Raw genomic sequence first — 16,769 nt, 5'->3', positions numbered from 1 at the left:
GGATCACGCATTGTGCCACGCAGACAGGTTGGCGTGGGCTACACTGCACCTCCCCTCTCCTTCGCGTCAAATATATGCAAGCCATCCATCCCATGCCTGAATGGCGTCGCACCCGCCGCCTGCTCGGCGCTTTTCTGCTGGCCGCCAGCTGCGCCAGCGTCCACGCCGCCGATCCCGGACTTGAAAGCGGCCTGCTCCACGCGCTGCACCTGAAAAAGGGCACGACGGACAGAGTCGGCACCTCGGGCAAGGCCATCGCCGCCTACATGCGCGAAGGCTACATCGGCAAGCGCCCCAACCAGCGCTTCGACTACACCGATTACTACCTGCTGAAGAAACCGGCCAGCTTCATGGGGCATGAACTGGTGCTCATCGAAGAGGAATACATCACGCAATACATAGGCTGCTGCGTCAGCCCCGGCGCCGGCGTGACGGTGAAGGTGCGTGGCAACACGCAAAACCTGCAAGCGTTCGCCAGCGCCCAGCGCTGCACCCTGACCGATCCCGTCGATGTGCAACATGCATTGAGCGAGGTGGCCATCAAGGCCCGGCTGCCCCAAGGCCATTACGCCTCATTGAGCTGCCGCGAACGCGATGCGCAGCCCTAGCGGCTCGATAGCGGGTGCAGTACGCCGGCCTGAACGATCGTTGCCGTCGAATATGGTGATGCGCTATGCCAGCCCAGGCTCGCATACAATTTCGCCCCATCGTCCGTTGCCACCAGCACCTGGCGCGCGCCGGCCGATCGTTGCCTGGCCGCCAGCGCGGCCATCAGCGCCCGCCCCAGACCCCGGCGCCGGTGGCCGGCCTCGGTGACGATGCGGTCAAAGACAAAGACACCGGCATATTCGACGGCATGGCCGCTGGCGGCAACACCGCCATCTTCGGCCAGAATACGCGCCGTCGTAATTACCTGTGACGTCGTTATTTCCAGGCGATAGCCGGCAGCCAGACCCGGCGCCTGCAGACTGCCTTCATGGGTCATGAAAAAGCCGCCGGGGCAAAGTTGCCACTGCGGCGGTAACAGCCCCAGCAATTGCTCCCCGGCGCCACACATCTTGATGAAGATATGCGGACCGTGGATAGCGGCTGCCAGCGCGCTGATGCCTGGAACAGGTCCCGCAAAAACGTGGCGCCGGATTTCGCCCGGCAAGTCCGTATCGACGCGCCACCCGCCGTGATCGGGCACGGGCAGCGCCAAGCCGCGCGCCATCGAACGTGCCGCCAGCCAGGCGGCAAGCAGGCCGGGATCGGCCAGATGCGACATTCCTTGTTCTTCCAATCTTCATGCTCCTACATTCGTCCCTGCCCCGCTTATGCCAGGGTACAGGCGGCTACACACTGGAACGCATTCAAAACAGCTCGTCGAGCAGCAAGTGAAATTGCAGCTTGCCCTGATCGGCATCAATGATCCCATATTGTTCAACAAACCTTTGCGGTAGCGAAGCGTCCAACTCGGCAAGACCATGGCAGACGATGGCCAGATCCTGGTAACGATCGGCAATACCGGCCCGCCCCACGTCGAGGCAGCCGACGACGGCGCCTTCATGCAGAAGGATATTGTCCAGCGAAAAATCGCCATGCGTGACGACGACATCGGGCGTGACCGGCAAACAACCTTGCAGCGCCGTCCACACCTGCTCGGTCGTCCAGCCTTCGCGCCCGGCATCGAAATCGTCGGCGTCGACCAGGCCCGCATCGATACGCCGGCGCGCCTGGGCCAGCCGAACGACATGGCCGGCGTCGAACGGGCAATCTTCCACCGGCAGCGCGTGCAGGCGGCGCAGGAAGCCCGCCAGTGCGTCGGCCACGGTGGGTCCCAGCGCGGGGTTTTCTTCCAGCACCTCGGAGGCCGTCTTGCCCGGCAGGGCCGCCGTCAGCAGCCAGGCCTGGTCCGGGCCTGCCACCTTGGCGAATTGCGTCACGGCCGGCACGGATATGTACTGCGCCAGCCACTGCAAGCGCGCCAGCTCATCGGCCAGGTCGACAGCGGCGGCTCCCCTGCCGTGCTTCAGGAACAGGTCCGGCGCACCGTCCGTTCCCTGCAGGCGATAGACGGCGGCGTCCGACTCGCCGACGCTGTCGCGCGCCCATCGATAATCAGCCACGGCGGCTGCCATGCTGGCCGGCATGTCCGCCAGCATGGCGGCTTGCTTCTTTCTGGAAATCGTCATCGGCCTGGCCTTTCACTACCCGAGCGGCACGTGCGAGCCCATCTTGAGGCAAGTCAGTGCCACCGACGTGCGGTAGCGCCGGATATTGTCGTCGCCGCCGAACAGGCGCTCCGTCAGCGCCTCGTATTCGGCCATGCTGCTGGCGGTAATGATCAGCAGGTAATCGGCCTCGCCCGTAATCCCGTAGCATTGCTGGATGGCAGGCTCGGCCATGATGCGCGCGCGCATGCCGGCCGTGCGCTGCGGGTGTTCGTCGTGCAGATGCACTTCCACCGTCAGGATCAGGGGGCGGCCCACGCGGCTCGCGTCGAGCACGGCCACTTCATGACGGATCACGCCGCTCTCGCGCAGGCGCCGGATGCGCCGCTGCACGGCCGGTGCCGACAAGTGCACGGACTGGGCGATTTCGCGCTGCGAAGTCGTGTTATCGCGCTGCAAGATGTCGAGGATGGCCAGGTCGAACGCGTCGAGCGTGAGGGAGGGCGTGAGCGAAAGTTGCGTCATGAAGGTCAAAATGCAGTGCAAAACTCGGAGCAGACACAATAAACTTTCGCTATTCCGATATCAAGCCTTTTATCACCATGCCATTACGCCGCTATGCCTCGTTCATTCCCCTGCTGGCCATCCTCGGCTCCGTCACCTGCCTGGGACTGGGCACCTCATGGGCCAAGCACAGCCTGTTTCCGCTCGTGGGCGCGCAGGGCACGACGGCCGTGCGCGTGGGCTTTTCCGCGCTGCTGCTGTTGCTGTTCTGGCGCCCGTGGCGCTGGCAGCTGAGCCGTGCCGACCTGCGCACGGTGGCCCTGTACGGCGCCGCGCTGGGCTTGACCAACCTGTGCTTCTACATGGCCTTGCGCACGATTCCGTTCGGCATCGCCGTGGCGATCGAGTTTTCCGGCCCGCTGGCCGTGGCCCTGCTGGCCTCGCGACGCCCGCTCGACTTCGTCTGGGTGGCCCTGGCCGTGGCGGGACTGGCGCTGCTGCTGCCGCTCGGCCACGACGTCAGCAACCTCGATCCCACGGGCGTGCTGTTCGCCTTGGGCGCCGCCGTCTGCTGGGCCTCGTATATCGTCTTCGGCAAGCGCGCCAGCCATTTGCATGCGGGCCATTCCGTCTCGCTGGGCCTGGCCATGGCCGCGCTGGTGGTCGTGCCCGTGGGCGTGGTGCACAGCGGCGCCGCCCTGCTCTCGCCCGTCGTGCTGGCCGTGGGCCTGGGCGTGGCTCTCATTTCCAGCGCGATACCGATCTCGCTGGAAATGGTGGCCCTGAAGCGGCTGACGCCGCAAGCGTTCGGCATCATGAGCAGCATGGAACCGGCCGTGGCCGCCATGCTTGCGTACATCCTGCTCGACGAGCGCCTGGGTGCGGGACAATGGCTGGCGATTGCCATGATCATGGCCGCATCGATGGGCAGTTCGTACATGGCGCAGCGCCAGAGACGCGCTGCGCCGGTGCTCAGGCCCGAATATACATCGTGAAGCTGGTATAGATCATGACGATGCCTCGTGCTGCCTGGCCGTGCGCCAGGCCAGCAGCGCGGCCAGCACGAGCAGCGCGGCGCTGGCCGTGAAGGTGGCGCGAAAACCGTGGCCATCGAGCAGGATGCCGCCAACGGTGGAACCGAAGGCGATGCACAGCTGGACGACGGCCACCATCAGGCCGCCACCGGCTTCGGCGTCGGCGGGCAAGGTCTGCGCCAGCCACGACCACCAGCCCGTCGGCGCGGCCGTCGCCAGCAAGCCCCATAGCCCCAGCAGCACGAAGACGGGCGCCAGCTCGGCGCCGAACGCCAGCAAGGCCAGCGCGATGGCCGCCATCAGCAAGGGAATGGCGACCAGCGTGCGGTACAGGCCACGCTGCAGTACGACGCCGATCAGCGCCGTGCCGATGAAGCCGGCCACGCCGATCGCCAGCAGCAGCATCGACAAGGTGGCCACGCCAACGCGCGTGACGTTTTCCAGGAACGGCCGCACATAGGTAAACAGCACGAACTGCCCCATGAAAAACGCGCCGACGGCCAGCATGCCCAGGGCGACCTGGCGGCGTTCGAGCAGGCGCATGATTTGGCCGGAACGAGCCGAACGCGGCGCCGCCGGCATCGATGGCAGGCTGCGCCACTGCCAGGCCAGCGCCAGCAGCGCCACCGGCGCCAGACACAGGAAGGCGCCGCGCCAGCCGATGCTGGCGCCCAGATAGCTGCCCAGCGGCGCGGCCACCACGGTCGCCAGCGCATTACCGCCGTTGAAGATGGCCAGCGCCTTGGGTACGCTGTGGCTGGGCACGAGGCGCATCGCCACGGCCACCGACATCGACCAAAATCCCCCCACCACGACGCCGATCAGCGCACGCCCCGCCATGTACATCGCGTAGCTGGTGGCCAGTCCCACCGCCAGCGCCGACACGCACATCAAGACCGTCAACAGCAGCAGCAAGGTCTTGCGGTTCATCGATGCCGCCAGAGTCGAGATGGACAGGCTGGCCAGCACGGCAAAGGCGCCCGAGATGGCGATGCCATAGCCGGCCAGGCCTTCGCTGACGCGCAAGTCCTCCGCCATGGGCGTGAGCAGGCTGACGGGCATGAATTCGGAAGCGATCAGGGTGAACACGCACAGGGTCATGGCAAAGATGCCGCCCCAGAACGCGGGCGCTGCCGCCTCGCTGCGGACCGTGCTCATGCCGCCAGGGCGCGCTGGAAGAACGACGCCAGCTTGTCCCAGGGGATCAGGGTCACGCGGTCATACAGGTCGACGTGGCCGGCGCCGGCAACGTAATGCAGTTCCTTAGGCTCGGCGGCGCGCCGGTAGGCATCTTCGCTGAACTCCTTCGAGTGCGCCTGGTCGCCCGTGATGAACAGCAGCGGACGGGGCGAGATCGTCTCGATATCGATGAAGGGATAGAAATTCATGAACTTCACGTTGCTGCTCAAGGTGGGACGGGTGGCGCGCTCCGGCAGCTGGCCGGCCGGGGTGTAGGCGCCGCGCGGCGTGCGGTAAAAGTCGTGGAATTCGCGTTCGATGGGGCCCGCGTTGGCGCTCAGCTCGAGCAAGGTGCCGCTCGTGTACGCGGTGGCGCCGCCGGCAAATTCCACCTGGCGCTGGCGCGCGGCTGCAGCGATATAAGCCTGGCGCTGCGCCAGCGTTTGCGAGCGGCGCAAGCCGTGGCGGCTGGCGCTGCCCATGTCGTACATGCTCACTGTGGCGACGGCCTTGATGCGCGGGTCGATCTTGGCCGCGCTGATGACAAAGCTGCCGCTGCCGCAAATGCCGATGGCGGCGATGCGTTCGCTGTCAACCAGGGCTTGTGCGCCGAGAAAATCGACGGCCGCGCTGAAATCCTCGGCGTAGATGTCGGGCGAGACGGCGTTGCGTGGCTGCCCCTCGCTCTCGCCCCAGAACGACAGGTCCAGGGACAGGGCAACGAAGCCCTGCTCGGCCATTTTGGTCGCATACAGGTTCGCGCTTTGCTCCTTGACGGCGCCCATCGGGTGACCAACGATGATGGCGGCGTGCCGGCGAGCGGGGTCCAGCTGCGCCGGCAGGAACAGATTGCCGGCAACCGTCATCTGGTACTGGTTCCGGAAGCGCACCGGCTGCACCGTCACCTTGCTGCTCTTGTAGAAATTGTCGGCGCCATCGGGCATGGCTGGCAAGGCCGGCGCGGCGGCGGCGAAAATGGGTGCGCCCAGGACGGACAGGACGCCCAGTACCGCCATTCCCGTGCCCGCGGCCTTGACGAATTCGCGGCGGCCAGCTGTCGTTTTCATGCTTGTCGTTTTCATGCCCATGCTCCTTTAAAAGTCAGGGCACCATCTTGACGCAGGCAAGCTCTTTTGATTAGCGGGTACAATCTTGATGTAGTTGTGAGAAAAATTCAGCAATGAGCCAAACCAAAGTCAACGATCTGCAAGCCTTCCTGGCCGTGGCGCGGGAACGCAGCTTTACCAAAGCCGCCGCCAGGCTGGGCATCACCGCGTCCGCGCTCAGCCACACCATCCGCACCCTGGAAGAACGGCTGGGCGTGCGCCTGCTGGCGCGCACCACGCGCAACGTGGCGCCCACCGACGCGGGCGAAAAGCTCATGCTGGCCATCGCGCCCCTGTTCGAGCAGATCGCCGCCGAAGTCGAGGCGCTGGGCGCGCTGCGCGACAAGCCGCGCGGCACCATCCGCGTCACCTGCACGGACGACCATATCGAATTGCTGCTGCGCCCCATGCTGGCCGGCTTTCTGCGCGACTATCCCGACATCAGCCTGGAACTGGTGGTCGATTACGGCTTTACGAACGTCGTCGAGCAGCGCTTCGACGCCGGCATCCGCCTGGGCGAAGCGATCAGCAAGGACATGATCGCCGTGCGCATCGGCCCCGACTGGCGCCTGGCCGTGGTGGGCTCGCCCGCGTATTTCGCGCGCCATGGGGCGCCCGCGACGCCGCATGCGCTGACAGAATTCGCCTGCGTGAATATCCGCCACCGGCCCGCTGGCGCCATCTACGCCTGGGAATTCGAAAAAGATGGGCAAGCCTTTGCCGTCAAGGCCGAGGGCCAGTTGGTGTTCAACAGCATCATGCACGTGCTCAATGCGGCGCTCGACGGCATCGGCCTGGCGTATGTGCCCGAGCCCCTGCTGGCACCCTACCTGGCTGATGGCCGCCTGGTCGAAATCCTTGCCGACTGGTGCCCCACCTTCCAGGGCTACCATCTGTACTACCCGAACCGGCGCCAGGCCACGCCCGCGTTTTCAGCCTTCGTGGAGGCGCTGCGCTACCGCGCCTGATTTCGCCGCGTTCCTGCGCGCCAGCCAGGCCAGCGGCAGCAAGGCGAGCAATGCCGCCGCCACGCCGGCCCACGGCGACGACGCCATCAACTGGCGCGACACCATCAGCGCACCGAGGATGGAGCCGAAGGAAATGCCGAGATTAAACGCGGAAATGTTCAGGCCAGAAGCGAAATCGACGGCGTGCGGCGTGTAGCGCTCGGCCGTGGCCAGCATGCCGGCCTGCAGGGCGGGCGACAGACCGAAGGCGAACACGCCCCAGACGAACAGCATCACCGTCATCATCCACTGCGAGCTGATGCTGAGCGCCACGCCCGCCTGCGTGACGGCCAGCAACAGCAGCATCACACGCAAGGCCTTTTGCCAGCCCAGGTGGCTCGTCAGGTAGCCGCCCGCCAGGTTCCCGGCAAAGGTGGCGATGCCGAACACGATCAGCAAGGCGCTGGCCATGGTGGCGGAAAATCCCGTCACGTCCGTCAGGATGGGCGTAATAAACGTGAATGCGGCAAAGCTGCTGCCAAAGCCGAACGTCGTCACGGCCATCATGGTGATAATGGGACCGCTGCCCAGAGCCGCCAGCTGCGTCATGGCATTGCCGCCCTTGCCTTGCGCTAAACCGGCCGGCAGCCAGCGTGCCATGGAGGCCAGGCCCAGCGCGGCCAGGACCACCACGGCAAAGAAAGGCAGGCGCCAGCCCATCAAATTGCCGAGGAAGCTGCCGAACGGCACGCCGATCACCATGGCCAAGGTCAAGCCCGCAAACATCACGGAAATCGCCCTGCCCGCCTGCGCCTTGTCTACCAGGCTGGCCGCCACGGTGGCGCCGATGGCAAAGTAGGTGCCGTGCGCCACGGCCGTGATGACCCGTCCCAGCAGCAACAGTTCAAACGTGTGGGAAAACGCTGCCAGCAGGTTACCGGCCAGGAACACGCTCATCAGCCCCAGCAAGGCCGCCTTGCGCGGCAGGCGCGACATCAGCAGCACCAGCAGCGGCGTGCCGATGGCCAGCGCCAGCGCATACAGGCTCACCAGCGAGCCGGCTGATTCGATGGATATCTGTAAATTTTTCGCAATGGCGGGCAGGATGCCGACGACGATGAATTCGGTGACGCCGATGGCAAAGGCGCCGACGGCCAGCGCCAGCACGCCGGGCGGCATCTTGCTGGCTTGAGGTGAGACAGGGCTTGCGGTGGTCATGGCATTCTCCGGCTGAGTTCAAGCCACTCAGTGTATCGACGCAAACGCTTTTGATATAGACTCCAATAATGGAAACACCTGTGAAATGGATTCAATAATGGCCAGGCAAGACATCAACCGCGCGTTCGAGATGGCCGTCTTCGTCGCCGTGGTGGAAACGGGGGCGTTCTCCGCCGCCGCGCGCCGCCTGGCCTTGACGCCATCGGCCGTGAGCAAGCTCGTCAATCGCTTGGAAGCGCGGCTCGGCGCGCGTTTGCTCCAGCGCAGCACGCGCCAGCTGCACACGACGCCCGAGGGCGACGCCTTCTTCGTGCAGTGCAAGCGCATCCTCGACGATATCGACGGCGCCGAGCGCGAAGCATCGCAAGGCGCGGCGCCGCGCGGACGCTTGCGCATCAACTGTTTCGTGCCGTTTGGCGTGCGCCATCTGCTGCCCATCCTGCCCGAGTTCGCGCAGCGCTATCCCGACATCGTGCTCGACGTCGTCGTCAGCGACGCCATCGTCGACTTGCTGGAAGACCGCACCGACATCGCCATCCGCACGGGCAAGTTGAAGGAATCGAACCTGGTGGCGCGCAAACTGGGCGAAGACGCGATGATCGTCGTGGCGTCGCCGGCCTACGCGGCGCGGCACGGCCTGCCGCGCACGCCGCAGGACTTATCCACGCACAATCTGCTGGCGTTCAACTTCCGCTGCCAGAACGAAACCTGGCCCTTTCTCGATGGCGCGGGCGGAACGATGCAGGTGGCGCCGCAGGGCAATACCTGCGTCAGCGATGGCGAAAGCATGCGCCAGCTGGTGCTGGCCGGCATGGGACTGGGACGCTTTTCTCGCCAGCACGTGCTGCGCGATATCGAGCGGGGCGATTTGATTCCCGTGCTGCAAGACTACAATCCGGGCGACAGGGAACTCGTGCACGCCGTCTTCGTGGGACCGGGCTTGCAAGTGCCTGCCAGGGTGCGCGTGATGCTCGATTACCTGCTGGAAAAGGTCAAGCTGGGGTGAGCGCCGCCGACGCACATCGCGTCTTATAATCGGCCGTACCATTGAGCTTCCAGGGAGCCGCGCCATGCACGATGACTTGATCCATACCTTGCAAAACCGCTTCAGCCGGCATAGGCACCGCCATCCGGGATGGGCGTGGGACAAGGTGCTGGCGCGGCTGGATGCCGCTCCCGCCAGCCTGGCGGTATTGCAGCAAATGGAAGATACGGGCGGCGAACCGGACGTCATCGGGCCCGCCGACGACACGGGCGCCGTCACGTTTTGCGATTGTTCGGCAGAAAGCCCGCTCGGCCGGCGCAGCCTGTGTTTCGATGCGGCGGCCCTGGCCGCGCGCAAGGCCAACAAGCCGGCAGGCAGCGCCATGGCCATGGCGCAAACGATGGGTATCGCCTTGCTGACGGAAACGCAGTACCGCCAGTTGCAGGAGCTGGGACCGTTCGACCGCAAGACCTCGAGCTGGATCGCGACGCCGGACGCTATCCGGGCGCTGGGCGGCGCCCTGTTTTGCGACCGCCGCTATGATCAGGTCTTCGTCTATCACAATGGCGCCGACTCGTATTATGCGAGCCGGGGTTTCCGTGGTTTGCTGCGCGTCTGATCGCTACGGCTTCAGACTGCCTCTTCCAGGCGCAACTGCCGGCCTTCATCGAGCATCAACTCGAATTCGGCCGCCGGCACGGCCGGGCTGAACAGATAACCTTGCAGCTGGTCGCAACCGAGTTCGCGCAGGAAGCGCATCTGCTCGGCCGTTTCCACCCCTTCGGCGACGATTTCCTGGCGCAGCTGCTGCGCCATGGTGACGATGGCGCGGGCGATGGCGCAATCGTTTTCCTCGAACGGCAAGCCGATGACGAACGAACGGTCGATCTTCAACGTGCTGATGGGGAATTTCTTCAGGTAGGCGAGGCTGGAATAGCCGGTGCCGAAGTCGTCCAGCGCCAGCGCCAGGCCCATGGCCACCAACTGGTTCATGATATCGATGACCTTGTCGGCACCGCGCATCAGCAGGCTTTCCGTGATTTCCAGCATGATCTGGTCGGGCCGCACGCCGTAGCGCTCGAGCACGGCCGCTATGCGTGCCGGCAACTGCTCATCGAACTGGCGCGCCGACAGGTTGACGGCGATGGCCGGCATGTGCAGGCCCCGGTCTTCCCAGCTGCGGATCTGGCGGCAGGCCTCGTCCAGCACCCAGGTGCCCAGCTCCAGAATCAAACTGGTTTCCTCGGCAACAGGGATGAAGACGCCGGGCGAGACCATGCCGCGCATCGGATGCTTCCAGCGCAGCAAGGCTTCCGCGCCCACGATACGTCCGCTGGCCAGGCTCACTTTCGGCTGGTAATGCAATTCCAGCTCCTTGTCGCCCAGCGCCAGCCGCATTTCGCTTTCCAGGCGCAGATGTTCCTTGGCCCTGCGGTTCATGTCTTCGCGATAGAACAGGAAGGTCGATTCGATGGTCTGCCCCGCCTTGGACACGGCCACGTCGGCAAAGCGGAACAGGGCCGGCGCTTCCAGGCCGTCCTCCGGATACACGGTGATGCCGATGCTGGCGCCCACGTGCAGCGCGTGCGCATCGATATTGATCGGCGCCTCGAGCAGGTTGAGCAGCTTTTGCGCCACATTCGCCGCGTGTTCGCGCTTTTCGATATGCAGCAGGGCCACGACGAACTTGCTGTTGTCGACGCGCGCCAGGATGTCCGCGTCGCGCAGGGCGCCCCGGAACAGCTGGCCGATGGCGATCACCAGCTGGTCGCCCACTTCATGGCCCAGGGTGTCGCTGATGGAACCGATGCGGCTGATGTCGATGACCATCAGCGCGCCATGCGTGCCCTGGCGTTTCGCTTCGGCCAGGCCCTGGTCGACCAATTGATTGAGCAGGCAGCGGTTGGGCAAGCCCGTCAGGCTGTCGTAGTTGGCCATGCGCTGCATGCGCGCTTCCGCATCCTTGTGCACCGAGATATCGGAAAACAGGGAAAACACGTGGCTGATTTCGCCGAATTCGTCGCGCACGACGCTGATGGTGACGTCTTGCGGGAACAGTTCGCCATTCTTGCGCTTGCCGATGATCTCGCCGCGCCAGGAACCGTGTCCGCGCATGGCGGCGCGCACCTTGGCGCGGAAATCGGGGTCGTGCACGCCCGAGCGCAGCAAGTCCGGCGTGCGGCCGATGGCTTCGGCAGGCGAATAGCCGGTGATGCGGCTGAACGAGCTGTTGATCGAGACAATGCGTTCTTCCGCATCCGTGATCAGCACGGCTTGCTCGCTGTCTTCGATGATGCGCGCGTGCAACCTGACCTTGTCCACGTCGGACAGCGGCTCGCTCATGGCCGACAGGCGCACGGCCATGCCGCACGCCTTGCCCGCCTGGTCGTGGATCACGTGGCGGTGCATGCGCAGCCACGTCACCATGCCCGACTTCTTGCGCCGGCGCACATCGGTGGCCACGTCGCCCTGCATGAAATGGAGTTCCAGCACGCTCGCTTCCGCGTCGTCTTCCGGATACAAAAACAGGATGTGCTGGCCCAGCGCCTCGATTTCGGAATAGCCGAACATCTGTTCGGCGCCATGGTTCCAGCCGATCAAAAAGCCGTCGGGATCGATTTCCAGCAAGGCGTCGGGGGGCGCCACGCGCACCACGGGCCGGCTGGCGCCGCGCAGCCGTTCCAGCTCTTCCTCCAGCCGCGCCAACGTGGCGGCCTGCTGCGGCCCCGCCTGTTCACGGGCATCCTGGGCCAGGCGCAGGCACAGCGCGACCTTCGCCTCAAGCATGGCAACCCCACTTGTGGGCCAAGTCAGGGGAAGGTATCAGGGGCGCTGCGGTGTGTGTAATCATCAAAATCCCACTGTGGGGCATGGAGGTCGGGCAAGAAATACGATTGCAATACTGCGAATATGGTAACTTAAAAATGTTGGCGTATGTCAACATTTTAAGGCCTACGCCGAATGGCCCGGCAGATGGTGCGCCAGGCGGGCAAACACATCCGGTTCGCGCATGCGCGCCATCCACCAGCGCAATGCCGCGCCATCCTCGCCCACTCTCCAGGCCAGGTAAAACGTTTCCGACGGTTTCGGCTCTTCCACGGCCTTTTCCACCAGCAAACCGCGCGCGATGGCGGCGCGCGCGCACGGTCCCGGCAGGAAGCCAAAGCCCAGCCCCAGCACCTGGTAATCGAACTTGACCTGCATGTTCGGCACGCTCAAGGCATCTTGCCCCAGCAGCAGCCCCACCGTGCGCGGCGCCATCTGGCGCGCCGAATCGGCCACCACCACGGCCCGGTGCTGCTGCAAGTGGCCGCGCGACAACGGTTCCCGCACCTGCGCCAGCGGGTGCGTGGGCGCCACGGTAAAGACGAAGTCGAGCATGCCGATCGGCTGCGCGATATAGCCGCCGCCCGCCGGCCCGTCGCCTGGCGCCCCCACGAGCAAGTCGGCGCGCCGGTCCAGCAGCGCTTCCCACGTGCCCGACAGGGTGTCCTGCGACAGGCGCAGGCGCGTCTGCTGCGCCACGTCATAAAAGGCGCGCACGTCGTCGGCCAGGGCCACGGCGGAAAACATGGAATCGATGCCGATGGACAATTCCGTTTCCCAGCCGGAAGCCACCCTGCGCACGCGGTGCTCGAGGTCCTGTGCCGCCTTCAATAGATAACGGCCCTCTTTCAGCAATTCCTGGCCGGCCGCCGTCAGCATGACTTTCGGGCCATTGCGCTGGAACACTTGCACGCCCAGGTCGTCTTCCAGCTTGGCCACCGTATAGGAAATGGTGGACGGGACTTTATGCAACTCCTTGCCGGCCGACGAGAACGATCCGCGGCGGTCGATGGCGTCAACGATTTGCAGGGCTTCCAGACTCAGTCTTAACATTCGATTTTTTCGATCATAGGTCGCAAGATTTTCCGTTTTTCTTTCTCCGCAAGGGGGCCTATACTTTGCTCATCGTACAGCGAAGGGCAGAAAAGAAGCCACGGCGTAACGCCAGGCAACGGTCCTTCGAAATTATCGCACATTAACCTTTAGAAACGGAGTCCACCATGTTACAGATTCGTCATAGCGAAGAACGCGGCGCAGCCAACCACGGCTGGCTCAATTCCCACCACAGCTTTTCCTTCGGCAGCTACCACGATCCGCTGCACATGGGCTTTGGCCCCTTGCTGGTGATCAATGAAGACCGCGTCACGCCAGGCCAGGGTTTCGGCACGCACGGCCACCGCGACATGGAAATCATTTCGTATGTGCTCGACGGCGCGCTGGAACACAAGGACAGCATGGGCACGGGCTCCGTCCTGCACTACGGCGATGTGCAGCGCATGAGCGCCGGCAGCGGCGTGCGCCACAGCGAGTTCAACCACTCGGCAACGGATGGTTTGCACTTCCTGCAGATCTGGATCCAGCCGAACGTGACGGGCATTCCGCCCAGCTATGAAGAGAAACACTTCACGCCGGAAAGCAAACGGGGCAAGCTGCGCCTGATCGCCTCCTCCGACGGCCGCCAGGGTTCCGTGCTGATCCACCAGAATGCGGCCATCTACGCCAGCATCCTGCAGGAAGGCGAACAGGCAGAACATGTGCTGGAAGAAGGCCGTCTCGCCTATGTGCACCTGATCCGCGGCAGCCTGGTCGTCAACGGCACGCCGTTGAAAGCGGGCGATGCGCTGAAACTGACGCAGGAGGCAGCCGTGACGATTACCCAGCCGGAAGATGCCGAGTTTTTGCTCTTCGATTTACCTAAATAATTAACAGATAAATATACAGAAAGAGAAAATCATGGAAAACAGAAGCAACGTATTGCTGCCCCTCGGCCGTGCCGCCCTTGGCGTGCTGTTCTTTGTCTCGGGCTTGCTGAAAATCGGCGGCTTTGCCGGTGTGGCCGGCTACATGGCCAGCCAGGGCTTGCCGATCGCCAATATCTTGCTGGTGGGCGTGATCGTGCTGGAAGTGGGCGGCGGCTTGCTGCTGATCACGGGCTGGCAGGCGCGCTGGGCGGCGCTGGCCCTGGCGCTGTTCCTGATCCCGACCACCGTGATCTTCCACGCCTTCTGGAGCGCCGATGCAGCCCACTTCCAGGACCAGCTGACGAACTTCCTGAAGAACCTGTCCATCTTCGGCGGCATGCTCTTGCTGGTGGAACGCGGTTTTCGCCAGACCAAGTAAGGCCAAGGCTGCCTGACCGGACGGGCCCGTCATCGACGCGGCCCTCCCGGCCGGCAACCTGTCACCGTTTTGTCATCAAGCTGACATGGCGCTGTCACATTCGCCAACTATCATGCGGTTGCCATTTAATCACGCAACCACAGGACATCGCAGCCCATGAACAAGCCCAACGATCTGGCCATCAGCGCCACCGATCTGAACGACATTGACAGCAACGCGTCCCACGACAACCATTTCAACAGCATCCTGAACGCCCGCCTGAGCCGCCGCAACTGGCTGCGCGGCAGCGCCGTCACGGCCGCGACCGCCGTCATGGGGTCGATGGGCCTGTCCGCTTGCGGCGGCGGCAGCGATGCGGTCGCCGTCACGCCGACGCCGACGCCTGAAAAACTGCTGGCCTTCACGGCCGTGCCGAAAAGCCTGGCCGACGTCGTATCGGTACCGGCCGGCTACACGGCCACGGCCCTGTATGCGCTGGGCGACTCGCTGCGCGCGGCCACGCCAGCGTACAAGAACGACGGCAGCGATACCGATTTCGACAACCGCGCCGGCGACCACCACGACGGCATGGAATACTACGGCCTGTCCGCCGCCGGCGCGCCGCTGGCGTCCGGCGCCGAACGTGGCTTGCTGGCGATGAACCACGAAGCGACCACGGACGAAAAACTGTCCTCGCACTTCCTGCACGTGAATGGCGGCACCACCTCGCTGCCCCGCCCTGCCGCCGAAGTCGACAAGGAAGTGGCCGTCCACGGCCTGAGCGTGGTGGAAGTCAAGAAGACGGGTAGCACCTGGGCCACCGTCAACGATTCCGCTTTCAACCGCCGCGTCACGCCGCTGACGGACGTCGAGATCGCCGGCCCCGTGCGCGGCAACGCCCTCGTGGTCACCAAATATTCGCCGACCGGCACCAAGACGCGCGGCACCATCAACAATTGCGGCACGGGCAAGTCGCCTTGGGGCAGCTACCTGTCCGGCGAAGAAAACTGGGCCGGCTACTTCACCCGCTCGTCCACCGACAACGCGGCGCGCGGCGACAAGTCCGTCGTGTCGCTGAACCGCTATGGCCGCAGCCAGGGCGGCGCCTCGCGCCACGGCTGGGAAACGGGCGGCAGCGACGACAAGTACGCGCGCTGGAATCTGAGCAAGATCGGCGCCTCGACCAACGGCAGCGACGACTACCGCAATGAGCTGAACGGCATGGGCTACATCGTCGAAATGGACCCGTACGACAAAACCAAAGCCATCCGCAAGCGCACGGCGCTGGGCCGCTATGCGCATGAAAGCGCCGCGTTCAGCGTGCCGGCCGTGGGCCAGCAGCTGGCCGTCTACATGGGCGACGATTCGCGCAACGAATACATCTACAAATTCGTCACGACGGCCGTCTGGGCCGCCGCCGATGCCAATCCGACTGACCGTATCGCCACCGGCGACAAATACCTCGATTCGGGCAAGCTGTACGTGGCCAAGCTGGCCGCCGACGGCACGGGCCAGTGGATCGAGCTGGCCATGTCGAACGCGCTGATCCAGGCCTACAGCGCCTACAAGTTCGCCGACCTGGCCGACGTGCTGGTCAACGCCCGCCTGGCGGCCGACGCCGTGGGAGCCACAAAAATGGACCGTCCGGAATGGTGCTCGGTCAACCCGGCCAATGGCGAGATCTATTACACGCTGACCAACAACTCGAACCGCACCGTCAATCCGAGCGGCTCGTCGCAGCTGGCGCCGGACAGCGCCAACCCGCGCGCCTACACGGACATGAAGGGCAGCAGCGCGCAGAACGGCAATCCGAACGGCCACATCATCCGCTTCAAGGAAGGCACGGGCGCGGCCGCGGCCACCAGCTTTACGTGGGACGTCTACCTGTTTGGCGCCGAGAGCGGCGCCGATGCCAGCAAGATCAACCTGTCGAACCTGACGGCCGACCAGGATTTCTCGAGCCCTGACGGCCTGGCCTTCAGCCCGTACACGGGCATCTGCTGGATCCAGACGGACGATGGCGCGTACACGGATGTGACCAACTGCATGATGCTGGCGGCCATCCCTGGCAAGGTCGGCGACGGCGCCAAGTCCACCCTGAACTACGCGACGGCGGCCGGCGGCAACCTGGCGGTCGACACCTTCATCGGCAAGAAACCCACGGCCGACACGCTCAAGCGCTTCCTGGTGGGGCCGGTCGGCTCGGAAATCACGGGCATCAGCGAAACGCCTGACGGCAAGACGATGTTCATCAACATCCAGCACCCGGGCGAAAACACCTCGCTGGCGAACATCGGCGATCCGTCCAAGTACACGAGCCAGTGGCCGGCCAACGCCGGCTATGGCGCCGGCAAGCGCCCTCGTTCGGCCACCATCGTGATCACCAAGAACGATGGCGGACGCATCGGCAGTTGATGTCCCGTGCCTGGCGGCGGCATCCGCCAGGCAAAGCCAGCAATTCACCTTGTAAAAGGAGGAAGTGCCCCTAAGTAAGGTTC

At 64.6% G+C, this 16,769-nt stretch carries 16 protein-coding genes; 8 read left to right on the top strand and 8 right to left on the bottom strand.

What is annotated here, in order from left to right:
• Positions 1 to 92 precede the first annotated feature (92 nt).
• Positions 93 to 608, top strand: a complete 516-nt coding sequence (locus ACQ4WO_RS06080) for a hypothetical protein (RefSeq protein WP_436480597.1) — start codon at positions 93 to 95, stop codon at positions 606 to 608.
• Here the strand turns inward: ACQ4WO_RS06080 and ACQ4WO_RS06075 are convergent.
• The 3 genes from ACQ4WO_RS06075 to ACQ4WO_RS06065 form a co-directional block, all read right to left on the bottom strand.
• The gene (locus ACQ4WO_RS06075; protein WP_436480596.1) at positions 605 to 1,282 is read right to left on the bottom strand and encodes a GNAT family N-acetyltransferase; all 678 of its coding nucleotides are present in this window, start codon (positions 1,280 to 1,282) and stop codon (positions 605 to 607) included. The genes ACQ4WO_RS06080 and ACQ4WO_RS06075 overlap by 4 nt on opposite strands.
• A 70-nt stretch (positions 1,283 to 1,352) precedes the next feature.
• Complete coding sequence (locus ACQ4WO_RS06070; RefSeq protein ID WP_436480595.1) at positions 1,353 to 2,174, bottom strand: APH(3')-I family aminoglycoside O-phosphotransferase; 822 nt, start codon at positions 2,172 to 2,174, stop codon at positions 1,353 to 1,355.
• Between the two features lie 15 nt (positions 2,175 to 2,189).
• On the bottom strand, positions 2,190 to 2,678 hold the full coding sequence (locus ACQ4WO_RS06065) for an Lrp/AsnC family transcriptional regulator (RefSeq protein ID WP_436480594.1): 489 nt from the start codon (positions 2,676 to 2,678) through the stop codon (positions 2,190 to 2,192).
• Between the two features lie 77 nt (positions 2,679 to 2,755).
• On the opposite strand from ACQ4WO_RS06065, the gene ACQ4WO_RS06060 reads away from it, so the two are divergent.
• Positions 2,756 to 3,652, top strand: coding sequence for an EamA family transporter (locus ACQ4WO_RS06060; RefSeq protein WP_436480593.1), 897 nt, complete (start codon positions 2,756 to 2,758; stop codon positions 3,650 to 3,652).
• Between the two features lie 12 nt (positions 3,653 to 3,664).
• Here the strand turns inward: ACQ4WO_RS06060 and ACQ4WO_RS06055 are convergent, their stop codons facing one another.
• Both ACQ4WO_RS06055 and ACQ4WO_RS06050 read right to left on the bottom strand, forming a co-directional pair.
• The gene (locus ACQ4WO_RS06055) at positions 3,665 to 4,849 is read right to left on the bottom strand and encodes an MFS transporter (protein WP_436480592.1); all 1,185 of its coding nucleotides are present in this window, start codon (positions 4,847 to 4,849) and stop codon (positions 3,665 to 3,667) included.
• Complete coding sequence (locus ACQ4WO_RS06050) at positions 4,846 to 5,952, bottom strand: alpha/beta hydrolase (protein WP_436480591.1); 1,107 nt, start codon at positions 5,950 to 5,952, stop codon at positions 4,846 to 4,848. Before ACQ4WO_RS06050 ends, ACQ4WO_RS06055 begins: the two co-directional genes overlap by 4 nt.
• A gap of 98 nt (positions 5,953 to 6,050) precedes the next feature.
• Here ACQ4WO_RS06050 and ACQ4WO_RS06045 point away from each other — a divergent pair, with 98 nt between their 5' ends.
• The gene (locus tag ACQ4WO_RS06045; RefSeq protein WP_034749920.1) at positions 6,051 to 6,944 is read left to right on the top strand and encodes a LysR family transcriptional regulator; all 894 of its coding nucleotides are present in this window, start codon (positions 6,051 to 6,053) and stop codon (positions 6,942 to 6,944) included.
• Here the strand turns inward: ACQ4WO_RS06045 and ACQ4WO_RS06040 are convergent.
• A complete protein-coding gene (locus ACQ4WO_RS06040) occupies positions 6,909 to 8,141 on the bottom strand; it encodes an MFS transporter (RefSeq protein ID WP_436480590.1) in 1,233 nt (410 codons plus the stop codon). The genes ACQ4WO_RS06045 and ACQ4WO_RS06040 overlap by 36 nt on opposite strands.
• A gap of 97 nt (positions 8,142 to 8,238) precedes the next feature.
• Between ACQ4WO_RS06040 and ACQ4WO_RS06035 the strand changes: the two genes are divergently transcribed.
• Positions 8,239 to 9,147: a LysR family transcriptional regulator gene (locus ACQ4WO_RS06035; RefSeq protein ID WP_436480589.1), complete on the top strand. Its 909-nt coding sequence runs from the start codon at positions 8,239 to 8,241 to the stop codon at positions 9,145 to 9,147.
• A 64-nt stretch (positions 9,148 to 9,211) separates the two neighbouring features.
• Positions 9,212 to 9,745 carry a DUF4256 domain-containing protein gene (locus tag ACQ4WO_RS06030; protein WP_436480588.1) on the top strand — a complete coding sequence of 178 codons (534 nt, stop codon included), beginning with the start codon at positions 9,212 to 9,214 and terminating at the stop codon, positions 9,743 to 9,745.
• Between the two features lie 11 nt (positions 9,746 to 9,756).
• On the opposite strand, the gene ACQ4WO_RS06025 is transcribed toward ACQ4WO_RS06030, so the two are convergent.
• On the bottom strand, positions 9,757 to 11,913 hold the full coding sequence (locus ACQ4WO_RS06025; RefSeq protein WP_034749929.1) for a putative bifunctional diguanylate cyclase/phosphodiesterase: 2,157 nt from the start codon (positions 11,911 to 11,913) through the stop codon (positions 9,757 to 9,759).
• A gap of 165 nt (positions 11,914 to 12,078) precedes the next feature.
• A complete protein-coding gene (locus ACQ4WO_RS06020; protein WP_436480587.1) occupies positions 12,079 to 13,005 on the bottom strand; it encodes a LysR family transcriptional regulator in 927 nt (308 codons plus the stop codon).
• Between the two features lie 167 nt (positions 13,006 to 13,172).
• Here ACQ4WO_RS06020 and ACQ4WO_RS06015 point away from each other — a divergent pair, with 167 nt between their 5' ends.
• From ACQ4WO_RS06015 to ACQ4WO_RS06005, 3 genes are all read left to right on the top strand, one after another.
• On the top strand, positions 13,173 to 13,874 hold the full coding sequence (locus ACQ4WO_RS06015) for a pirin family protein (protein WP_436480586.1): 702 nt from the start codon (positions 13,173 to 13,175) through the stop codon (positions 13,872 to 13,874).
• A gap of 31 nt (positions 13,875 to 13,905) precedes the next feature.
• On the top strand, positions 13,906 to 14,292 hold the full coding sequence (locus tag ACQ4WO_RS06010) for a DoxX family protein (RefSeq protein WP_128142498.1): 387 nt from the start codon (positions 13,906 to 13,908) through the stop codon (positions 14,290 to 14,292).
• A gap of 156 nt (positions 14,293 to 14,448) precedes the next feature.
• Positions 14,449 to 16,686 carry a PhoX family protein gene (locus ACQ4WO_RS06005; RefSeq protein WP_436480585.1) on the top strand — a complete coding sequence of 746 codons (2,238 nt, stop codon included), beginning with the start codon at positions 14,449 to 14,451 and terminating at the stop codon, positions 16,684 to 16,686.
• The last annotated feature ends 83 nt before the right edge of the window (positions 16,687 to 16,769 follow it).

The sequence above is a fragment of the Janthinobacterium aestuarii genome (assembly GCF_051380835.1).
GTDB lineage: Bacteria > Pseudomonadota > Gammaproteobacteria > Burkholderiales > Burkholderiaceae_D > Janthinobacterium > Janthinobacterium aestuarii.
Note: the sequence above shows the minus strand (reverse complement) of the source record. Positions and strands in the feature narration are given on the sequence as shown.

Coding starts and splice junctions, on each gene's coding strand:
- ACQ4WO_RS06025 (WP_034749929.1), bottom strand. CDS start 11,913: ATGCTTGAGGCGAAGGTCGCGCTGTGCCTGCGCCTGGCCCAGGATGCC.
- ACQ4WO_RS06055 (WP_436480592.1), bottom strand. CDS start 4,849: ATGAGCACGGTCCGCAGCGAGGCGGCAGCGCCCGCGTTCTGGGGCGGC.
- ACQ4WO_RS06035 (WP_436480589.1), top strand. CDS start 8,239: ATGGCCAGGCAAGACATCAACCGCGCGTTCGAGATGGCCGTCTTCGTC.
- ACQ4WO_RS06015 (WP_436480586.1), top strand. CDS start 13,173: ATGTTACAGATTCGTCATAGCGAAGAACGCGGCGCAGCCAACCACGGC.
- ACQ4WO_RS06045 (WP_034749920.1), top strand. CDS start 6,051: ATGAGCCAAACCAAAGTCAACGATCTGCAAGCCTTCCTGGCCGTGGCG.
- ACQ4WO_RS06080 (WP_436480597.1), top strand. CDS start 93: ATGCCTGAATGGCGTCGCACCCGCCGCCTGCTCGGCGCTTTTCTGCTG.
- ACQ4WO_RS06040 (WP_436480590.1), bottom strand. CDS start 8,141: ATGACCACCGCAAGCCCTGTCTCACCTCAAGCCAGCAAGATGCCGCCC.
- ACQ4WO_RS06030 (WP_436480588.1), top strand. CDS start 9,212: ATGCACGATGACTTGATCCATACCTTGCAAAACCGCTTCAGCCGGCAT.
- ACQ4WO_RS06020 (WP_436480587.1), bottom strand. CDS start 13,005: ATGTTAAGACTGAGTCTGGAAGCCCTGCAAATCGTTGACGCCATCGAC.
- ACQ4WO_RS06050 (WP_436480591.1), bottom strand. CDS start 5,952: ATGAAAACGACAAGCATGAAAACGACAGCTGGCCGCCGCGAATTCGTC.
- ACQ4WO_RS06010 (WP_128142498.1), top strand. CDS start 13,906: ATGGAAAACAGAAGCAACGTATTGCTGCCCCTCGGCCGTGCCGCCCTT.
- ACQ4WO_RS06005 (WP_436480585.1), top strand. CDS start 14,449: ATGAACAAGCCCAACGATCTGGCCATCAGCGCCACCGATCTGAACGAC.
- ACQ4WO_RS06060 (WP_436480593.1), top strand. CDS start 2,756: ATGCCATTACGCCGCTATGCCTCGTTCATTCCCCTGCTGGCCATCCTC.
- ACQ4WO_RS06065 (WP_436480594.1), bottom strand. CDS start 2,678: ATGACGCAACTTTCGCTCACGCCCTCCCTCACGCTCGACGCGTTCGAC.
- ACQ4WO_RS06070 (WP_436480595.1), bottom strand. CDS start 2,174: ATGACGATTTCCAGAAAGAAGCAAGCCGCCATGCTGGCGGACATGCCG.